The sequence below is a fragment of the Caballeronia jiangsuensis genome (assembly GCF_046030135.1).
GTDB classification, from domain to species: domain Bacteria; phylum Pseudomonadota; class Gammaproteobacteria; order Burkholderiales; family Burkholderiaceae; genus Caballeronia; species Caballeronia jiangsuensis.
Window position 1 is genome coordinate 1 of sequence record NZ_JAQQDB010000016.1, and the last position, 15,816, is coordinate 15,816.

At 63.1% G+C, this 15,816-nt stretch carries 16 protein-coding genes; 5 read left to right on the forward strand and 11 right to left on the reverse strand.

What is annotated here, in order from left to right:
- Positions 1-68: 68 nt before the first annotated feature.
- The 6 genes from PQR08_RS18250 to PQR08_RS18275 form a co-directional block, all read right to left on the reverse strand.
- Positions 69-578 carry a hypothetical protein gene (locus PQR08_RS18250; RefSeq protein WP_035506030.1) on the reverse strand — a complete coding sequence of 170 codons (510 nt, stop codon included), beginning with the start codon at positions 576-578 and terminating at the stop codon, positions 69-71.
- An 87-nt stretch (positions 579-665) separates the two neighbouring features.
- Positions 666-1,784, reverse strand: coding sequence for an ABC transporter ATP-binding protein (locus PQR08_RS18255; RefSeq protein WP_313761188.1), 1,119 nt, complete (start codon positions 1,782-1,784; stop codon positions 666-668).
- A 5-nt stretch (positions 1,785-1,789) separates the two neighbouring features.
- Positions 1,790-2,827, reverse strand: coding sequence for a carbohydrate ABC transporter permease (locus PQR08_RS18260; RefSeq protein WP_250484890.1), 1,038 nt, complete (start codon positions 2,825-2,827; stop codon positions 1,790-1,792).
- Positions 2,827-3,975 (reverse strand): carbohydrate ABC transporter permease, encoded by a 1,149-nt coding sequence (locus tag PQR08_RS18265; protein ID WP_250484891.1) that lies wholly within the window; start codon positions 3,973-3,975, stop codon positions 2,827-2,829. The genes PQR08_RS18260 and PQR08_RS18265 overlap by 1 nt, the downstream gene beginning before the upstream one ends.
- 53 nt (positions 3,976-4,028) lie before the next feature.
- The gene (locus tag PQR08_RS18270) at positions 4,029-5,507 is read right to left on the reverse strand and encodes an extracellular solute-binding protein (protein ID WP_238293180.1); all 1,479 of its coding nucleotides are present in this window, start codon (positions 5,505-5,507) and stop codon (positions 4,029-4,031) included.
- A gap of 54 nt (positions 5,508-5,561) precedes the next feature.
- Positions 5,562-6,290, reverse strand: coding sequence for a GntR family transcriptional regulator (locus tag PQR08_RS18275; RefSeq protein ID WP_250484892.1), 729 nt, complete (start codon positions 6,288-6,290; stop codon positions 5,562-5,564).
- Between the two features lie 160 nt (positions 6,291-6,450).
- On the opposite strand from PQR08_RS18275, the gene PQR08_RS18280 reads away from it, so the two are divergent.
- The 3 genes from PQR08_RS18280 to PQR08_RS18290 are packed head-to-tail and all read left to right on the forward strand — an operon-like array spanning position 6,451 to position 9,704.
- The gene (locus tag PQR08_RS18280) at positions 6,451-7,749 is read left to right on the forward strand and encodes an L-fuconate dehydratase (RefSeq protein ID WP_250484893.1); all 1,299 of its coding nucleotides are present in this window, start codon (positions 6,451-6,453) and stop codon (positions 7,747-7,749) included.
- The gene (locus PQR08_RS18285) at positions 7,737-8,612 is read left to right on the forward strand and encodes an ATP adenylyltransferase family protein (protein WP_250484894.1); all 876 of its coding nucleotides are present in this window, start codon (positions 7,737-7,739) and stop codon (positions 8,610-8,612) included. The genes PQR08_RS18280 and PQR08_RS18285 overlap by 13 nt, the downstream gene beginning before the upstream one ends.
- Positions 8,613-8,666: 54 nt before the next feature.
- A complete protein-coding gene (locus PQR08_RS18290) occupies positions 8,667-9,704 on the forward strand; it encodes a S1C family serine protease (protein ID WP_035506043.1) in 1,038 nt (345 codons plus the stop codon).
- Between the two features lie 63 nt (positions 9,705-9,767).
- Here the strand turns inward: PQR08_RS18290 and PQR08_RS18295 are convergent, their stop codons facing one another.
- Positions 9,768-10,058, reverse strand: a complete 291-nt coding sequence (locus PQR08_RS18295) for a hypothetical protein (protein ID WP_250484895.1) — start codon at positions 10,056-10,058, stop codon at positions 9,768-9,770.
- Between the two features lie 285 nt (positions 10,059-10,343).
- Between PQR08_RS18295 and PQR08_RS18300 the strand changes: the two genes are divergently transcribed.
- On the forward strand, positions 10,344-10,517 hold the full coding sequence (locus PQR08_RS18300) for a hypothetical protein (protein WP_187607923.1): 174 nt from the start codon (positions 10,344-10,346) through the stop codon (positions 10,515-10,517).
- A 62-nt stretch (positions 10,518-10,579) separates the two neighbouring features.
- Here the strand turns inward: PQR08_RS18300 and PQR08_RS18305 are convergent, their stop codons facing one another.
- Positions 10,580-10,918: a hypothetical protein gene (locus PQR08_RS18305; RefSeq protein ID WP_250484896.1), complete on the reverse strand. Its 339-nt coding sequence runs from the start codon at positions 10,916-10,918 to the stop codon at positions 10,580-10,582.
- A 294-nt stretch (positions 10,919-11,212) separates the two neighbouring features.
- Here PQR08_RS18305 and PQR08_RS18310 point away from each other — a divergent pair, with 294 nt between their 5' ends.
- Entirely contained in the window at positions 11,213-11,644 is a 432-nt protein-coding gene (locus PQR08_RS18310; RefSeq protein ID WP_250484897.1) for a hypothetical protein, read from the forward strand.
- Between the two features lie 11 nt (positions 11,645-11,655).
- On the opposite strand, the gene PQR08_RS18315 is transcribed toward PQR08_RS18310, so the two are convergent.
- The 3 genes from PQR08_RS18315 to PQR08_RS18325 form a co-directional block, all read right to left on the reverse strand.
- Positions 11,656-11,862 carry a hypothetical protein gene (locus PQR08_RS18315; protein ID WP_250484898.1) on the reverse strand — a complete coding sequence of 69 codons (207 nt, stop codon included), beginning with the start codon at positions 11,860-11,862 and terminating at the stop codon, positions 11,656-11,658.
- A 120-nt stretch (positions 11,863-11,982) separates the two neighbouring features.
- Complete coding sequence (locus PQR08_RS18320; protein ID WP_250484899.1) at positions 11,983-13,023, reverse strand: fimbrial protein; 1,041 nt, start codon at positions 13,021-13,023, stop codon at positions 11,983-11,985.
- 5 nt (positions 13,024-13,028) lie between these two features.
- Positions 13,029-15,587: a fimbria/pilus outer membrane usher protein gene (locus PQR08_RS18325; protein WP_250484900.1), complete on the reverse strand. Its 2,559-nt coding sequence runs from the start codon at positions 15,585-15,587 to the stop codon at positions 13,029-13,031.
- Positions 15,588-15,816: the final 229 nt, after the last annotated feature.

The following is a 15,816-nucleotide window of genomic DNA, read 5'->3' on the forward strand; positions in this document are numbered from 1 at the left end:
TGCCGCCCCGCACAGGGGCAACGCTAATAGACCAACAACAAACCGGGATCCGGCAAAAAACAAAACCATCAAGGAAAAGCCGGAATCGTAGGATCGGCCCCCTCGACATCGGCCTCCGGATGATGACTCTTCACCAGCGCCTCGATTTCCTCGACCCGATCCTTCGGCACATCGACCATCATCAGCAACTCGCCCTCTTCGATCGCGTGCTCGAAGCGCCGCAAGCGCGTATTCGGAATACCCACTCCGATCATCGTCGCGGCCCAGGCGCCGAACCCCATGCTCGCGAGCGTCATGCAAACGACCGCGCCCCCGGCTATCGTCAAACCCGCGGGTGGAAACGCCATCGCCACGAGCCCCGCGAGCACGCCCGTCACGCCGCCGGCAGCCGTTCCCCGCGCCAGTGCGGGCAAGAGATCGCTGCGTTGAACGAGTGTCGCCTGCGGCAAATCCTCCAGCGGTTCATGAGGCCGCGCGAGCACATGCATATGCCGCCATTCGATTCGCTTCAGCAACAGTTCGTCGATGATCCCCTTTGCGCTCGCCACGTTCGGGAGCAGAAAATAGATGCGCCTCATGTCGCACCTCCATATCGGATCGTTATAAATCCAATATAGACCACACGAACGGGAACGCTTCGCGGCAAGCGTTAAGGCTTACGTTTTTCAAACGGTCGAGCGAATGCGCGCGCCGCTTTCATCGAAGAAATAGATGCGCTCGCGATTCACGCGCACCCCGGCGCCCCCGCCGATCTCGCCCGCAAAAGTATTCGGCACCTTCACGACCACCTGCTGTTCACCGACGTTCATCGTGACGAGCGAATGATCGCCGATCAACTCGACCGAATAGATGCGCCCCTGCAATTCGCCATCACCTTGCGCCACGAGCGAGCATTCCTCGGGGCGCACACCGAGCACCGCCCGGCCCTCGTGACGAGCCGAGGTGTCGAGCGAGATGCCGGGCGCATCGAAGCGTCCTTGCGCGAGCGTGCCGCGCAGAAAATTCATCGGCGGCGAACCGATGAAGCCCGCGACGAACAGATTCGCCGGGTCCGAATAGATGCGCGCGGGCGTATCGAGTTGCTGCAGCGCGCCCTTGTCGAGGACGGCCACGCGATGCGCGAGCGTCATCGCTTCGATCTGATCGTGCGTCACATAGATCGTCGTGATGCCGAGTTCGTGCTGCATGTGCTTCAACTCGGCGCGCATGTGGCCGCGCAGCTTGGCATCGAGATTGGAGAGCGGCTCGTCCATCAGAAACGCCGCGGGCCGGCGCACGATCGCGCGCGCAAGCGCCACACGCTGACGCTGTCCACCGGACAACTGTCGCGGAAAGCGCGACAGCAACGGCTCCAGTTGCACGCTCGCGGCCACTTCGCGCACGGCGGCTTCGATCTCGGCCTTCGGGCGCTTTCGCACGATGAGCGGATACGCGATGTTCTCGAACACGGTCTTGTGCGGATAGAGCGCATACGACTGGAACACCATCGCCACATCGCGATCGCGCGGCAACTGATGCGTGACATCGGTATCGCCGACGAACACCGCGCCTTCCGTCGCCGATTCGAGTCCCGCGACGATGCGCAGCGCCGTCGTCTTGCCGCAACCCGATTCGCCGAGCAACACGAGGAATTCGCCCGCCTGCACGTCGAGCGACAAATCGTGCAGCACGCGTGTATCGCCGAACGTCTTGCCGACGTTTCTCAACGACACGCTCTTCGACTGGCGCGCCGCCGCGATCTTCGTCAGGCGGGCGTCGTCGACCTTCACCGCCTCGCTATCCATGACCGTCATCCTTTCACGGCTCCCACGAGAATGCCCCGCACGATGAAGCGCTGCAGCGTGAGCGTCAGCAGCATCACCGGCAGGATCATGATGAGTATCAGCACCGACATGTTCCACCATTGCGGCCCGCGCGTCGCGTTCTGCGCGGCGACGAGCAAGGGCATCGTCTGCGCGTTCGCTGTCGTCAGAAAGAGCGCGAAGAGGTACTCGTTCCACGAGAGGATCAGCACGAGCAGACCCGTTGCGACGAGACCCGGCGCGACGAGCGGCAGCACGATGCCGAAGAGTATCGAGAAGCGCGTCGCGCCGTCTATCTGCGCGCTCTCTTCGATCTCGCGCGGGACGCCATCGAAGAAATCGAACATCAGCCACACGACGATCGGCAGGTTCGCCGTCGCATACGTGATGATGAGCGCGAGATGCGTGTCGAGCAGCCCGACGTCCCTGAAGGTGAGATAGATCGGGATCACCGTGACGACGGGCGGCAGAATGCGCTGCGATACGACCCAGAAAAGAATGTCGTCATTGCTCAGATGCCTGCGCGCGCGCCGCACGATCGGGCGCAGCAGCAGAAAGAACAGCGCGAGCGCGACCGCGAGCGCGATGCGCAGATCGACATGTCCCCACGCGACCGCCGCGATCAGCAGCGCGATCAACAAGACGCCGAGACCCACCGCCGCAACCGGCGGCCGATACTCGATGCGCGCGAGTGCATACGCGGCCATCGAGCCGAGAAAGACCGAAGCCGCCGTGCCGCATGTCGCGACGATCAGCGAGTTCATATAAGGCCGATACGTGTCCGGCCCGAGATCGACGAAGATGTAATGCCACGCGTCGAGATGCGGCTCGAAGTCGACGAAAGGTATGTAGAGCGGTCCCGTCGATACATCCACCGGCAGCTTGAACGACGTTATCGCCATCCAGTAAAGCGGAAACAGCACGACGAGCGACCAGAACCCGAGCAGCAGATACGCGATCGCCTTGCCGCCGATCGGCAGTTCATCCAGACGCGCGGGCACGAACCAGCGTTTCAACGCGTTCATCACTGATCTCCCCGCGCGCGCCGCACGACGAACTGGAAGAACGATACACACGCGATCGTCGAGACGAAGAACAGCATGTACGCCACCGCCGACGCACCGCCGAGATTCAGCGCGCGCCATTCGATGAACGCGTGCAGCGTCATCGATTCGGTCGCGATGCCGGGGCCGCCATTCGTCAGCACGTTCGGCAAGTCGACGATCTTGAACGCCTCGATCAGCCGGATCAGCACCGCGCTCGCCGCGACCGGCGCGATGGACGGCCACGTGACATCGCGGAACACGCGCCACGCCGATGCGCCATCGAGTTGCGCCGCTTCGATCTGCTCGCGCGAGGTGCCTTCGAGCGCGGCGAGCATCACGAGGAACATGAAGGGCACCCATTGCCATGTATCGCCGATCACGACGACGAGCCGCGCAAGCCACGGGTCCGCCGCCCACGAAATCTGGCCGAGGCCGAGCCACGACCATACCGGCGCAAGCGGTCCGATGGACGTATCGGCCATCATGCGGAACATGTAAGCGATGCCGACGGGCGTCACCATCAGCGGCAGGAAGAAGAGGAGCCGGAAGAAGCGCCCGCCCCTGAGCGGCAGCGTGCACAGATAGGCAAGCCCCAGGCCGACCAGAAATTGCAGCGCGACGCCGAGCACGACATAGAAGATCGTCACCATCAGGCTGCCGAGCGCGCCACCGCCGCCGAGCGTGTTCGCTGCGAGCCACACGAGCGCGAGAAACGCGGCCGCGCTGATCGATCGGCCGAGCGTGCCCATGATCGAGCGCCCGTCGCTTCCGAGATAGCGATAGAACCAGTAGATCACCGCGAGCACGGCAATCACGATAGTTGCAATGCTGACGATTCCCGGCGCGCGGAACACGCCGGTGAAGTGATATTGCTGGCTGCCGGAAAAGAGCCGCACGTAGTTGCGCAGGCCCGTGAAGGTCAGTTGATAGCCGCCCTCGCCCAGCTCGAAGCGCGTGAGCGAAAGATAGGCCGACGCCACGAGCGGAAAGATCGAGAACGCGAGAATCAGCAGCACCGTAGGCAACACGAATACGAAGGGCGCCTGCCGGTCGAGCCAGTTGGCGACGCGCGCGCGCGAGCCTCGCTCGTTCGCGACCACGGACGATGCGTGGGACGGCGTATTCATCGAATCTCCATTGCGACGCGGGCGCGTCGGGAATGAACGCGCCCGCTTCTTCGTCACTTCGCGCCGATCGACGCCTTGTATGCGCGCAACTGGGTGTCCTTGCCGAGATCGTCGGTGATTTCGCCCCAGCCGCTGTCGATGGCTTTCATCGTGGCATCCGCATCGATTTCGCCCGCGACGAAGCGCGCGACCGCCGTATCGAGCACGACCTGTTCATAGCGCTGGTTCTGCGGAATGCGCAGATCGATGATCATGTTCGGGCTTTGCAGGCTCTGCTGGATCGCGCCGAGATACGACTTGGCGGCCGCGTCGCTCATGCCCGCCTTCTTCCACGCCGACATGTCCGTGAATTGCGAACGCCGATACGGATTGAAGCCCGATGCACCGATCGTCACATCGACGTTCGATTGCGCCGGCTGGCTCATGAACGAGAGAAACGCATAAGCGGCGTCCTTCACCTTCGGCTTCGCCTTCGCATTGATGCCGCCCGACCAGCCGCCGAAGGCCGCGAACGGTGCGTGATTCACGCCGTCGATCGCATAAGGACACCGGGTCTTGTCGCACGGCACGAGCTTGCCCGTGTCGCGATCGACCACCTTGCGCGAGCCGGGCAGAATCACCGCCCCCACTTTGTCGATCACCTTCGACTGCTTCGGATCGATCGCCAGCACGCCGACATCGCCCCAGTCGAGCGTCAATGCGCAATGGCCAGAGATGAACGCGCTGCGTGTGTCGCCGACATCGAGATTGATTTCGTTGGGCGGTCCGTAAGTCGTCGATTCCTTGTAGACGCGCAACGCTTCCTTGAAGCCGTCGTTGTTCACGAGCGCCTTGAAGTTGCGCGGATCGAAGAACGCGCCTTGCGCCGTGCCCTTCGATTGCAGGTAACCGCCCGCGATCGAGATGATCGCCCAATACGCCTGCGCGTTACGCTTCTTCGAAATGCACGAACCTGCGACCGGCTTGCCGTCGCCGCCGAAGGCCTTGCCGTTCGCGGCTTTCGCGATATCGAGGTAATCGTCCCAGGTTTTCGGCGGCTGCTTGCCGAGTTGCTGAAGGATATCCGTGCGGTAGTAGACCATCTGGAAGTCGCCATCGAGCGCGACGAGATAGGTCTTGCCGTTGTACTTCTGCGAGAAGTCGACGAAGAACGGCATCACGTCGTCTTCCTTCAACGCCGTGTCTTTGGCGACACGCTGCGTCAGGTCTTCAAGGAAAGCGCCCTTCGTGTAATCGACCATCCATTGCGGCGCGAAAACCGCCGCATCGACGGAATTCGTGCCCGAAGCCCAATCGGTCAACAGCTTCTGATAAAGGTCAGAGAACGGCACCGTCAGCACATTCACCTTCGCGCCCGTGAGCTTCTCGAACTCGGGCGCGCGGCGTTGCAGCGGCTCGGCGATTTGCGGGCCGACAAAAGTCATCACGTTGACGGTCACGCCCTTGAAGTCCTCGGCCGCGATCGCCGGCGACGCGGCGAGCCATGCGGCCGCGAGCGCGGTCACGGCGCCCATTTGCTTGAACAGGTTCATTGTGTGTCTCCTCCATTGCGGTTGACCACATGTATCGCTCGTCTTTCTTGTCTCCTACTCCCTGAACAGGTCCGGTCTTTCAGCGGAAAAGCGCCGCAGCTCCGCGACGACTTCATCCAGGTGATCGTGCATCGCGCGCGCGGCGGCATCGCCATCGCGTGCGCGGATCGCATCGGCGATGCGTGTGTGCTCGGCGAGCGTATGCGCGTGACGCTCTGGACTCGCCATCAGACGGCGCGCGCGATCGAGCGCATTGCGCGATGCAGCGACGATTTCCTTCACACGCGGCAAGTTGATCGCATCGAGAAGCAGTTCATGAAACGCGAGATCGAGCAGATGAAACTCGCGACGCAGGCCTTGCTGCACTGCGTCGGTTTCGCGGTCGAGGTTCGCATCGAGTGCATCGAGCGTGGCTGCATCGCACGCAACGGCAAGCGTGCGCACGGTCTCCACTTCGAGCGCGCTGCGGATGAAGAGATGCTGACGTATATCGTGCATGACGATGGGCATGACGCGTGTGCCGCGCTGCGGCAAGACTTCGACGAGCCCCACGGTCGCGAGCTTGGCCAGCGCGGACGAAACCGGAAAGCGCGATACACCCATGCGCTCGCATACCGCGAGCTTGTCGATCATCATGCCGGGCTCCATCGCCAGATTGACGATGGCCGCGCGCAGCGCCTCCTCGACGGCGTCGGTGAGGCTGCCGCGCTCCGAACCGTGCAATCGGGGCAACGCGCGGTAAGGGTCGGCGGCAAGACTGTTTTCATTCGTCGATGAGCTCACGCCGCCCTTGATTTCGCACTAACATGCTAGCAGGCTAGGAGGTGCAACACGGGTTGTCAATGTCCATTGCGCCCGTGCGTTGCAGCATATTCGTGCCTTTATAAAGGCCTCCGTTCGAACCCTGAGCATCGCCGTCACGCCACCATCTGAGGAGATGAACATGACCAGCATCACGAAGCTCTCCGTGCGCGATATCCGCTTTCCCACTTCGCGTTCGCTCGACGGTTCGGACGCGATGAACGCCGCGCCCGACTATTCCGCCGCCTACGTGATACTCGAAACCGATGCGCCCGGACTCTCGGGTCATGGCCTCACGTTCACGATCGGACGCGGCACCGAAGTCGTCGTCGCGGCGGTCGAGGCGCTGGCGCCGCTCGTCGTCGGCAGGAGCATCGAAGATATCGCCGCGGACATGGGCGGCTTCTGGCGCGCGTTCACATCCGATAGTCAATTGCGCTGGATCGGCCCGGAGAAAGGCGTGATCCATCTCGCGACGGCTGCCGTCGTCAATGCCGTGTGGGATCTGTGGGCGAAGAGCGAGAAGAAGCCCGTGTGGAAACTGCTCGTCGATATGAGTCCGGAGCAGCTCGTGCGCTGTCTCGACTTCCGCTATGTGACCGATGCGATCACGCCATCGGAAGCGCTGGCCTTATTGAAGCGCATTCATGGAACACGCGGCGAACGGGAAAAGGAAATGCTCGCTCAGGGCTTTCCCGCGTACACGACATCCGCGGGCTGGCTAGGTTATGACGACGACAAGATTCGCCGGCTCGCGCGTGAAGGCGTCGCGGCGGGCTGGACGCATTTCAAGCAGAAGGTCGGCGGCAATCTCGACGAAGATATGCGGCGCGCGCGCATTTTGCGCGAGGAAATCGGCCCCGGGCGCAAGCTGATGATGGACGCGAACCAGGTCTGGGAAGTCGATGAAGCGATCGCGAACATGCGCCGTCTCGCGGAGTTCGATCCGTGGTGGATCGAAGAGCCCACGAACCCCGACGACGTGCTCGGCCACGCCGCGATTCGCAGGCGCCTCGCACCGATGATCGGCGTCGCGACCGGCGAGCATTGCCAGAACCGCGTGATCTTCAAGCAGTTGCTGCAAGCGGAAGCGATCGATTTCTGTCAGATCGATAGCTGCCGTCTCGGCGGTCTCAACGAAGTGCTCGTCGTGCTGCTGATGGCCGCGAAGTTCGGCGTGCCGGTGTGTCCGCATGCGGGCGGCGTCGGCTTGTGCGAGTATGTGCAGCATATTTCGCTGTTCGATTACATCTGCGTGTCGGGCTCGCTCGATCGTCGCGTGCTCGAATACGTCGATCATCTGCACGAGCATTTTCTCGATCCCGTCGTCATCGAAAACGGGCGCTATATGCCGCCGCAGGCGCCCGGCTACAGCATCGAGATGCACGCGGCATCGCTCGATCGATACGAGTTCGGCAAAGGAGAAGCATGGCGCGAATGAACGCCCCTTCGTGGCAGGACGTCGTCACGCAAACGCAACGCGCGCTCGCGTGCGGCGCGCTGCGTTCCTTCGACACGGTGCAAAGCGTGATCGAAGATGGCGGCGTACCGTTTCTCGTGCGGCAAGCGGCAAACCTCGCGCGCAAGGAGGAAGCATCGAAGCTCGCGGCGAAGGCCACGGCGGACGCCGCAAGCGCATGGCGCGATCCGTTTTCTCCCTGCGAGGAAGCGCTGCGCGTGGGCGATATCGGCGAGCGGCACTTTCTGTTGCTCAACAAGTTCAACGTGCTCGCGCATCATCTGCTGATCGTGACGACGGACTTCGAGCCGCAGGAATCGCTCATCGGCGAGGATGACTTCGCGGCGCTCTTCGCATGCCTCGAACGCTTCGATGGGTTCGGCTTCTATAACGGCGGCACGATCGCCGGATCGAGCCAGCCGCACAAGCATCTGCAGATCGTGCCGCTGCCGCTCGATGGTCACGCCTTGCCCATCGAACCGTTCATCGACGCCGCGCACACGAGCGGCATTTTTCGCGCGCCGCAACTCGCTTTCGCGCACGCGGCCGCATGGCTCGACGACGATGATCCCGCGCATGCACACGCGACTTATCTGCAACTGCTCGACGCGATCGGCGTGCAGCCGCTCGACGTCGCTGGCGTCGCGCATCAGAGCGCGCCTTACAACCTGCTCGTCACGCGCCGCTGGATGCTCGCGGTGCCGCGCGGCGTCTCGCATGTCGAAGGCGTCGCGGTGAATGCGCTCGGCTTCGCCGGCTCGCTCTTCGTGCGCGACGCTGCACAGCGCGACGTCGTCGAAACGCTCGGGCCGATGAAGCTGCTCGCAAACGCAACCATCTCTTGAAATCGGCGGCAGCGACCCGCATGTCGGCTTCCAGACATCGGGAGTTCTAGGAACATGGGAAGCCGGCCTCAATTCATCGACGATCTTGCGCGCGGCGCGCAGGACGCCGCGCCCTCCGCCCCGCTCGGCCATATCGACGATTCAGCCCTGCTCGACGCCTATTCGCGCACGGTCATCGGTGCGCTCGAGCGCGTGCAGCAAGCCGTAGTGTTCATCGCAGTCGAGCGCCAGGTCGCCGATCCGCGCGGCGCGCGCCGCAATGTCGGCGGCACGGGCTCGGGATTCATCTTCACGCCGGACGGCTATCTGCTGACCAATAGCCATGTCGTGCACGGCGCGACGCATATCGTGGTCACGCTCGCGGATGGCGCGCGTTTCGACGCCGATCTCGTCGGCGACGATCCCGCGAGCGATCTCGCGGTGCTGCGCATCGGCTCGGCGGAGCCGCTGCCGCATGTCGAGCTGGGCGATTCGGGCAGCCTGCGCGTCGGGCAGATCGCGATCGCGGTGGGCAATCCGCTCGGGCTCGCGCAGACCGTGACGACAGGCGTTGTGTCCGCGCTCGGCCGCTCGCTGCGTTCGACCTCGGGGCGCATGATCTACGACGTCATCCAGACCGACGCCGCGCTCAATCCCGGCAATTCGGGCGGGCCGCTCATCAATTCGGCGGGGCAAGTGATCGGCGTGAACACCGCGATCATTTCCGGCGCGCAGGCCATTTCCTTCGCCACCGCGATCGACACGGCGAAGTGGGTCATCATGCAGATCTTCGCGTATGGGCGCGTGCGGCGTGCGTATATCGGCGTGGCGGGCACGACTACGCCGATCTCGCGGCGCGTGCAGCGCTTCTTCGAACTCGCATTCGCGAGCGGCGTGCATGTGATGGAAATCGTGAAAGGCAGTCCGGCCGCGCTCGGCGGTTTGCGCACGGGCGATCGTATCGTCGCGGTGGATGGCATCGCCGTCGATAGTGTCGATGGCTTGCAGCGCACGCTGGATGCATCGCGTATCGACAAGCCCGTGAAGATCGCGGTGCTGCGCGGAACGCAGAAGCTCGATATCGACGTGACGCCCGTCGAGCAAACGGGTTGACGCTGCGGCGGCGCATGTCGATCGTCCGATCGTCACACGCGCCGCCACGCACGTCGCTTCGCTTCATTTTCTGCTGCCGGTCTCCCGCGCCAGTTCTCCCGCGTGCCCCGTATCTCGTTCGTGCGCATCGGCGAATACTTCCGCCAGGCGCTCGCGCAACGCGGCCGCATCGCGCCGCAGCGGCTCGTTCGTCGATGCGACGATCAACGCATCGATGCGCCGCTGCCAGTACTCCGGCCGCATGACCGCATACCGTTTCGGTTCGCCGCGCTCCGTCGCCGCGACGCGCTCCAGTTCCGCGATCATCCGCCCGATGTGCGCGAGCTCCTCGTGCGCTTGTTGATCGGCGCTCACAGGCTTCTCCTCCCTCGTCCCGCGTCTCGGTTCCCGCGCGGGTTCACACATGCTAAACGGCACAGTCGAACGGTTTATTCCAGCGGTGAAAGCAAACGAGACCTAAGCACATACCCGGGTCCGCGCTTTGCGCTATCTGTCATGTCTTGACGGCTATGTGCGCTAACAGCCGGTCGCGCGTGCGCGGCTCCGGCTTAATGTGAAAGCAGCAGGCAGCGTTCGCGCGCACGGGCCGCCCCGTCGAACGATCCTGCCCTGTCGGGGAAGGTCCTAAAAAGGATTGCCATGACCACGCACAAGAAAAACCAGACGGCTCCGCGCCGCGAAGCGTTCCGTTGCACCGGCGCGCAACTCGACGCCTTATTGCGATTCGCCGAGGAACGCAAGCTCGACGATCAACCGCTGCATATCGTCGTCGCTGAATACTGGCGCTATCAGGCGCACGCGAAAGCGGCCTGATCGTTCGCCATTGTTTGCACTCATCGCGGGTTTCGACGCATCGCCCATGCGGGCCGAGAGCGTCATTGTCCCGAAAGCACGCGCTGCTTGAGCACCCAGATCGCGGTGGGCACCGCGTAATAGCCGCTGACGTTGCCGGTGACGAGCTTGCCCGTCACCTGGATGCGCGCGTTTTCCGTGGGCGTTGCATCGATGATCTGCACCGCCGACACGTTCGACTGCTGCCGCGCGTTCTGGCCCGTGCTCGCGCTCAGCACGCAGATCGGGCCCGACAGCGCAAGCACCCACGCGGGCTTCGCGGACGCATCCCCTTCATGCGCGGCCTGGCGCGTCGCCGTGCCTTCGAGCGTGACGACATCGCCGTCGTTGTAGCAAGGCGCCGCCGCTGCGGAGCCTGCCATCAGTACAAGTACCCAAGCACAGGCTTTCGCAATCATTCGAACCTCGCGAAGAGCGCGTTGCGTGACGCGCGGATCCGGGAAAGAAGCTCAGCTACTTTAGGTGATAGCCGTTGGGGTCGCAACCTGCGGGAAACGGCTCATTGACAGTATTCCTTTCAAAACCATCATGCGGGAACGCCCGTTGCTGGAGATCATCTGACGAATCGAACAGCGCGGAAGCGAATCGAAGACCGCGCATGATGACATCAGTTGCTTGGTTCGAGGAAACGATGCGGGCCGAGAGAGGGGGCGACGATGAATCAGGTCATAGTTGGGGTGTTCGGATGCTATCGCGACGGACATGACGCGCTTCGCGCATTGCAGCTCGCAGGCCTGCGACGCGACGATGCGCATCTTTACCGGGCGGGACGCGGCGAAATCGACATCGATGCGCTGCTGCCACCCACGCACGACGAAGACGATGCCGAATACGTTGCGCACGGCGAACATCAGGGCGTGATCGGCGCGCGCAACCGCTACGTGCCGCAAGAGCCGCTACAGCCACCGCAGACGCCGTCAATCAGCGACGATGCTACGCCGCAGCGCACCTTGCTCGTCATCCGTATCTCCGACGACATCAAGCCGGGCGCCATCGGCGAAGTGCTGCACGAGCATGGCGCGATCGCCGTGAAGGATGCGGGCGGACACTGGCGCTTCTCGCCGTTCAGGAATCCGGCAGGCGTCTGAGCGTGCGCATTTCAATGCATGCCGGGATGCGGCTTGCGGACAACCGGTCCGATCTCCGGTTCGGCACGCTCGTCCTCTTCGGATGTCCCGACGGACGAGGTTTCGTTGGCAAGATCGCGCACTTCCTGCGCTGCCGCCGCAGCACGCAGGTTTCGGCAATGCGCCGAACGACGGAAAGTCGCGAGCATGCGAACAACTTCGCGAGTTCTCGTTCTCATTGTTGCCTCCGTTGAAGCAGTTCAGAAACTACTTTAAGTGTAGGCGTCGGAGCGAGGTTGGCAAGGCTTTCATGTGAAACAAACAAGTCCGGTTCCGATGCTTTCCCGGCGAATGTCGCGCTACTGATAGGACATCGTGAAGGTCGCCTTGCCGTGAACGCTTCCCGGAATGAGCGTGCCTGACGTGCGGACGTATCGCGCCGTGAGCGGAATCTGCATGGCGCCGCCGCTTGCCGTGCCCGCCGTCCACTGATTCGTGTTGCCCGCAACCGCCGAATCTGCGCCGAACGCCACGGGAGTCGTTCCATTCAGGATTTGCAGGCCGATTCCGGCGGCCGATGATTCGGGAGCAAGGCTCAAGGTGGTAGACCGGTTCTGTGGACTGACGACATCCGACAGCGTCACGGCAACCTTGACGCCCGCAGCGCAGTTCAGACCGAGCGACACGGTTGTATCGCCCGAAGTGGCGCCGGGCGCGACCAGATCCTTGCTCAACCCCTTCGGAAGCGCAAAGTCGAGGCTCGGCGTGGTCACGCTACATGTGTTGCTCGTCATCGCCACGCTGCCTGTGAGGTACTGCGTCGCCGTCACGGTCGTCATGCAACTGCCCGTGAACGTCACCGTCGCGGAAGGCCACGTTGCAACGGCGCCACTGCCGACCGGCCCCGTTACCACCAGATCCGCCCGCATGTAGTGCGCCGTACTTCCGTTCGGCTGTGTCAGCGTCTGCGACACCGGCACCGATACCCATGAGCCGCCCCATCCGCTCGTGATGTAAAAGTGCACGCCGATGCCCGGGACGCTCGTCTGATAGACATTCGTGCTCCCCGGAACGAGCGTGCCGCTCACCGTCACACTCTTCTGCACATCACAGGTGAAACCGGTGGCGGCAAGGCCCCCGTTGCCCGCTGCCGTATTCAGAATGCTGCCGACGGGTGCATCGCGCGACGCTGACAGGGTGGCGGGAAAGCTCAGGACAGGCATGGAACCGGCGGTCGGAAATGTTAAGGTGCCTGCCACTGCCTGGAGACACGACGCAGCTAGCGCGAGGATCGCGCATGTTTTCGCTGCTCCGCCTTTCGAAATGATCCTGCCCATCGCGCCCGAACCGTTGGGCGTGCGGTCCTTGCGATGCGTGTTGATCCATTCGCCTAAGCTCATCTCGATCACCATCGGTCTTGAGAACCCGCGTCGCCGGCTGACGCAGCAATGAATGCATGCGACGCCACGCAATGCGACTCCACCGACACATACCCCGCAGTCAACTTATTGCTTTTCGCGGGCAACGCATACGCGATGCTGCATTGCTCTCTCGCCCCGTTGCCCCATTTGACGACGAGCGTGCCCTTCTCCTCGACGCCGCGCGCGAAAATGCGGCTGTCCTGCGCAACGACGCCCACCACATGACCCGCGCCATCGGACACTTCCGCGCCGAACGGCAGCGCATCGCCGCCGAGGCGCGGCGCGCGGATCAGCGCGGCGCGTCCCGTTACCGTCTTGTACTTGAGCATGACGATCGAACCGGAACGCGGCGCCACCTGTTCCGACGTCGACTGAAGTTCCGTATCGAGCGAACTGCCCTTCGGATCGATGTCCACGTTATTCATGCTGTAGGGCGTGAGATAAGGCACGACCGCGTAACCGTGCGAATCGATCTTCACGCCGGTCGCGCTCGACACGCTGGCGCCCTCCGCGCCCTTCGCCTCGACGATCCCGAAAGTATCGCCGACCGTCTGCGAGAACGTCACGCCGCCCGGATGCGCGACGATCGATCCGCTCACGCCCGCCGACATCTGCGACGAGCCCGGACCGCCGCTTGCCGACGCGCTGACCTGCGCACGCGGCGCGCGCCACGCGCCGCTCACGCCCGCGTTCGAATCGATGGCCGTGCCCGGCTGCTGCCCCAGCGAACCATACGCGTTGTACGAATACTGATTGCGTTCCCCCGCCGTTCCGCCGATGTTCGCCTGCATGTTCGTCGCGCCGCCGCCCGTGTTCAGACTCGTCGTGAGTTGCGGCGCATGACGTGAATGACCGAGCGGAATGGTCGTGCTCACCATTAACCGATTCGACATGGCGCCGTCCGAGTTCTGCGTGCGGTCCGCAGTCACACTATAGGTGCCGTATTTGAAACGGTTCGAATAACCCGCCTGAAAAAACGTGTCGTTTCCCGGACGGTTCCAGTAGCTTTGCGACGAGACCGTCGCAAACACCGAGCCTTGATTGCCGAGCCGCTGATCGATGGTCAGTTGCACGCGGCCGCGATTGCGATCGGCCGGATTGCCGCCGTCTCGCGCGGCGTCGCGCACGCGGGCGGCATCGGCGAAGGAAAGATAGCTGCTGTCGGAATAACGGTATGCGCCGAGCGTGAGGTTGGTCCCGGTCGGATCGACGAATTTGGCATAGCCGATATGCAGGCTCTTGCCCTGCATCGCGTGTTTGCCCGGAACCTGCGTGCGCGCGACCGTGATATCGCTCGCGAATGCGCCGTACTTCGTATTGAGCGCCGCGCCGGCATTCACGGCGGCATAACCCTCCGATGCGATCGCGCCGCCGTAGAGCGTGACCAGATTCGTCAGGCCGCGCTGCAGCGTGAATTGCGCGAAGCCGGGCTTCGTGCCGAGCGAATCGTCGCGCAGTTGTCCCACCGTGACCGCGAAGCGCGTCGTGCCCGGACGCAGCGATTGCGCAACCGATGCATACGGCACCGTGAAGCGCTTCGCGCGTCCGTCGGCTTCCATGACGGTGACATCGAGATTGCCGCCCGAACCCGTCGCATAGAGATCGCGGATTTCGAACGGGCCGGGCGTCACGCCCGTTTCGTAGATGATCTGCCCGTTCTGACGCACCGTCACGAGCGCGTTCGAATCCGCCGTGCCTCGCACGACAGGCGCGAAACCGCGCAACGATTCGGGCAACATGCGATCGTCCGTGGCGATCTGCGCACCGCGAAACGCCACGGAGTCGAACACGTCACCAGTCGTCTGCGCGTCGCCGATCACGGCTTGCGCGCGCAAGCGGGTCAGGTCGTGCTGGACGTAGGTGGCGATGTTGTCGAACTGCGTTGCCTGCCCCGTCGATGTAGTCAGCGACGACTGATGACGCAGGTTCCATCCACCGACATTCACGCCCGCGTTGAGCCCCAGATAATTCTGCGTCGATTGCTCGCCGCCCGCCCGAGTCCGATAGGTGTTCGCGTTGTAACTCAGGAAGCCCGCATTCACGCCGCGATCCCACAACTCCGGCGACACGTATCCGCGCGCCGATGCGCGCATGTAACGCTGCGGAATGGAAAGTGCCAGTTTCTGCTCGCTGAAATCGAAGTCGATCGAGGCTTCCGGCACGAGCGCGCGCAAGTCGATGCAGGCGTCGGCCGGCGTCTCGTCCTTTTGCCCGCGCTCGGCCGCGAGTCGGGCGAGGTCGAGGCCCGCGCTTTCGAGCATCTTGCGCGTCAGGCACGGCATCGCGTTGCCGCCTTCGTCCGCCGCCACGAAACGCACTTCGTCACGCGCGACGCGATTGTCGTTGACGACGATATCGACCGCGTAGACTCCCGGCGACACGACGTTGCCGCTTGAAAATCGCTTTGCATCGAAATCGCCTTTCGAATCCACGCGCAGGAACGTGGTGTCGAACTCGACCACGCCGGGCGCTTCGCTGGCGAGCGCCCGCTCCGTGCTCGCAAAGGCTGCCGTCGCGAAGGTCATCAGGACCAGCGCCGTCATGCGGCTCAATTCGAGGGTAGAAAGCGATTGATGACGATGGGACTTCATATCTCAGCGGTTTCGGTTTCTCGGATATCGAAGGATCGATGTCCAACAAACCGATGCTATTTTTTATCGAGATAGAAGTACCTAGGACGAGTTCGAATTTTGAGATGGGTGAACGGTCTGTTTCAAAAGACCGTCGGCACAATTGAACTCGCGCGCTCGATTATTTCGAGACGAGAAACGC

Excerpts from the sequence above, each read along its gene's own strand:
- PQR08_RS18250 (WP_035506030.1), bottom strand. The coding sequence starts at position 578 with ATGAGGCGCATCTATTTTCTGCTCCCGAACGTGGCGAGCGCAAAGGGG.
- PQR08_RS18255 (WP_313761188.1), bottom strand. The coding sequence starts at position 1,784 with ATGGATAGCGAGGCGGTGAAGGTCGACGACGCCCGCCTGACGAAGATC.
- PQR08_RS18260 (WP_250484890.1), bottom strand. The coding sequence starts at position 2,827 with ATGAACGCGTTGAAACGCTGGTTCGTGCCCGCGCGTCTGGATGAACTG.
- PQR08_RS18265 (WP_250484891.1), bottom strand. The coding sequence starts at position 3,975 with ATGAATACGCCGTCCCACGCATCGTCCGTGGTCGCGAACGAGCGAGGC.
- PQR08_RS18270 (WP_238293180.1), bottom strand. The coding sequence starts at position 5,507 with ATGAACCTGTTCAAGCAAATGGGCGCCGTGACCGCGCTCGCGGCCGCA.
- PQR08_RS18280 (WP_250484893.1), top strand. The coding sequence starts at position 6,451 with ATGACCAGCATCACGAAGCTCTCCGTGCGCGATATCCGCTTTCCCACT.
- PQR08_RS18285 (WP_250484894.1), top strand. The coding sequence starts at position 7,737 with ATGGCGCGAATGAACGCCCCTTCGTGGCAGGACGTCGTCACGCAAACG.
- PQR08_RS18290 (WP_035506043.1), top strand. The coding sequence starts at position 8,667 with ATGGGAAGCCGGCCTCAATTCATCGACGATCTTGCGCGCGGCGCGCAG.
- PQR08_RS18300 (WP_187607923.1), top strand. The coding sequence starts at position 10,344 with ATGACCACGCACAAGAAAAACCAGACGGCTCCGCGCCGCGAAGCGTTC.
- PQR08_RS18305 (WP_250484896.1), bottom strand. The coding sequence starts at position 10,918 with ATGGCAGGCTCCGCAGCGGCGGCGCCTTGCTACAACGACGGCGATGTC.
- PQR08_RS18310 (WP_250484897.1), top strand. The coding sequence starts at position 11,213 with ATGAATCAGGTCATAGTTGGGGTGTTCGGATGCTATCGCGACGGACAT.
- PQR08_RS18315 (WP_250484898.1), bottom strand. The coding sequence starts at position 11,862 with ATGAGAACGAGAACTCGCGAAGTTGTTCGCATGCTCGCGACTTTCCGT.
- PQR08_RS18320 (WP_250484899.1), bottom strand. The coding sequence starts at position 13,023 with ATGAGCTTAGGCGAATGGATCAACACGCATCGCAAGGACCGCACGCCC.
- PQR08_RS18325 (WP_250484900.1), bottom strand. The coding sequence starts at position 15,587 with ATGACGGCGCTGGTCCTGATGACCTTCGCGACGGCAGCCTTTGCGAGC.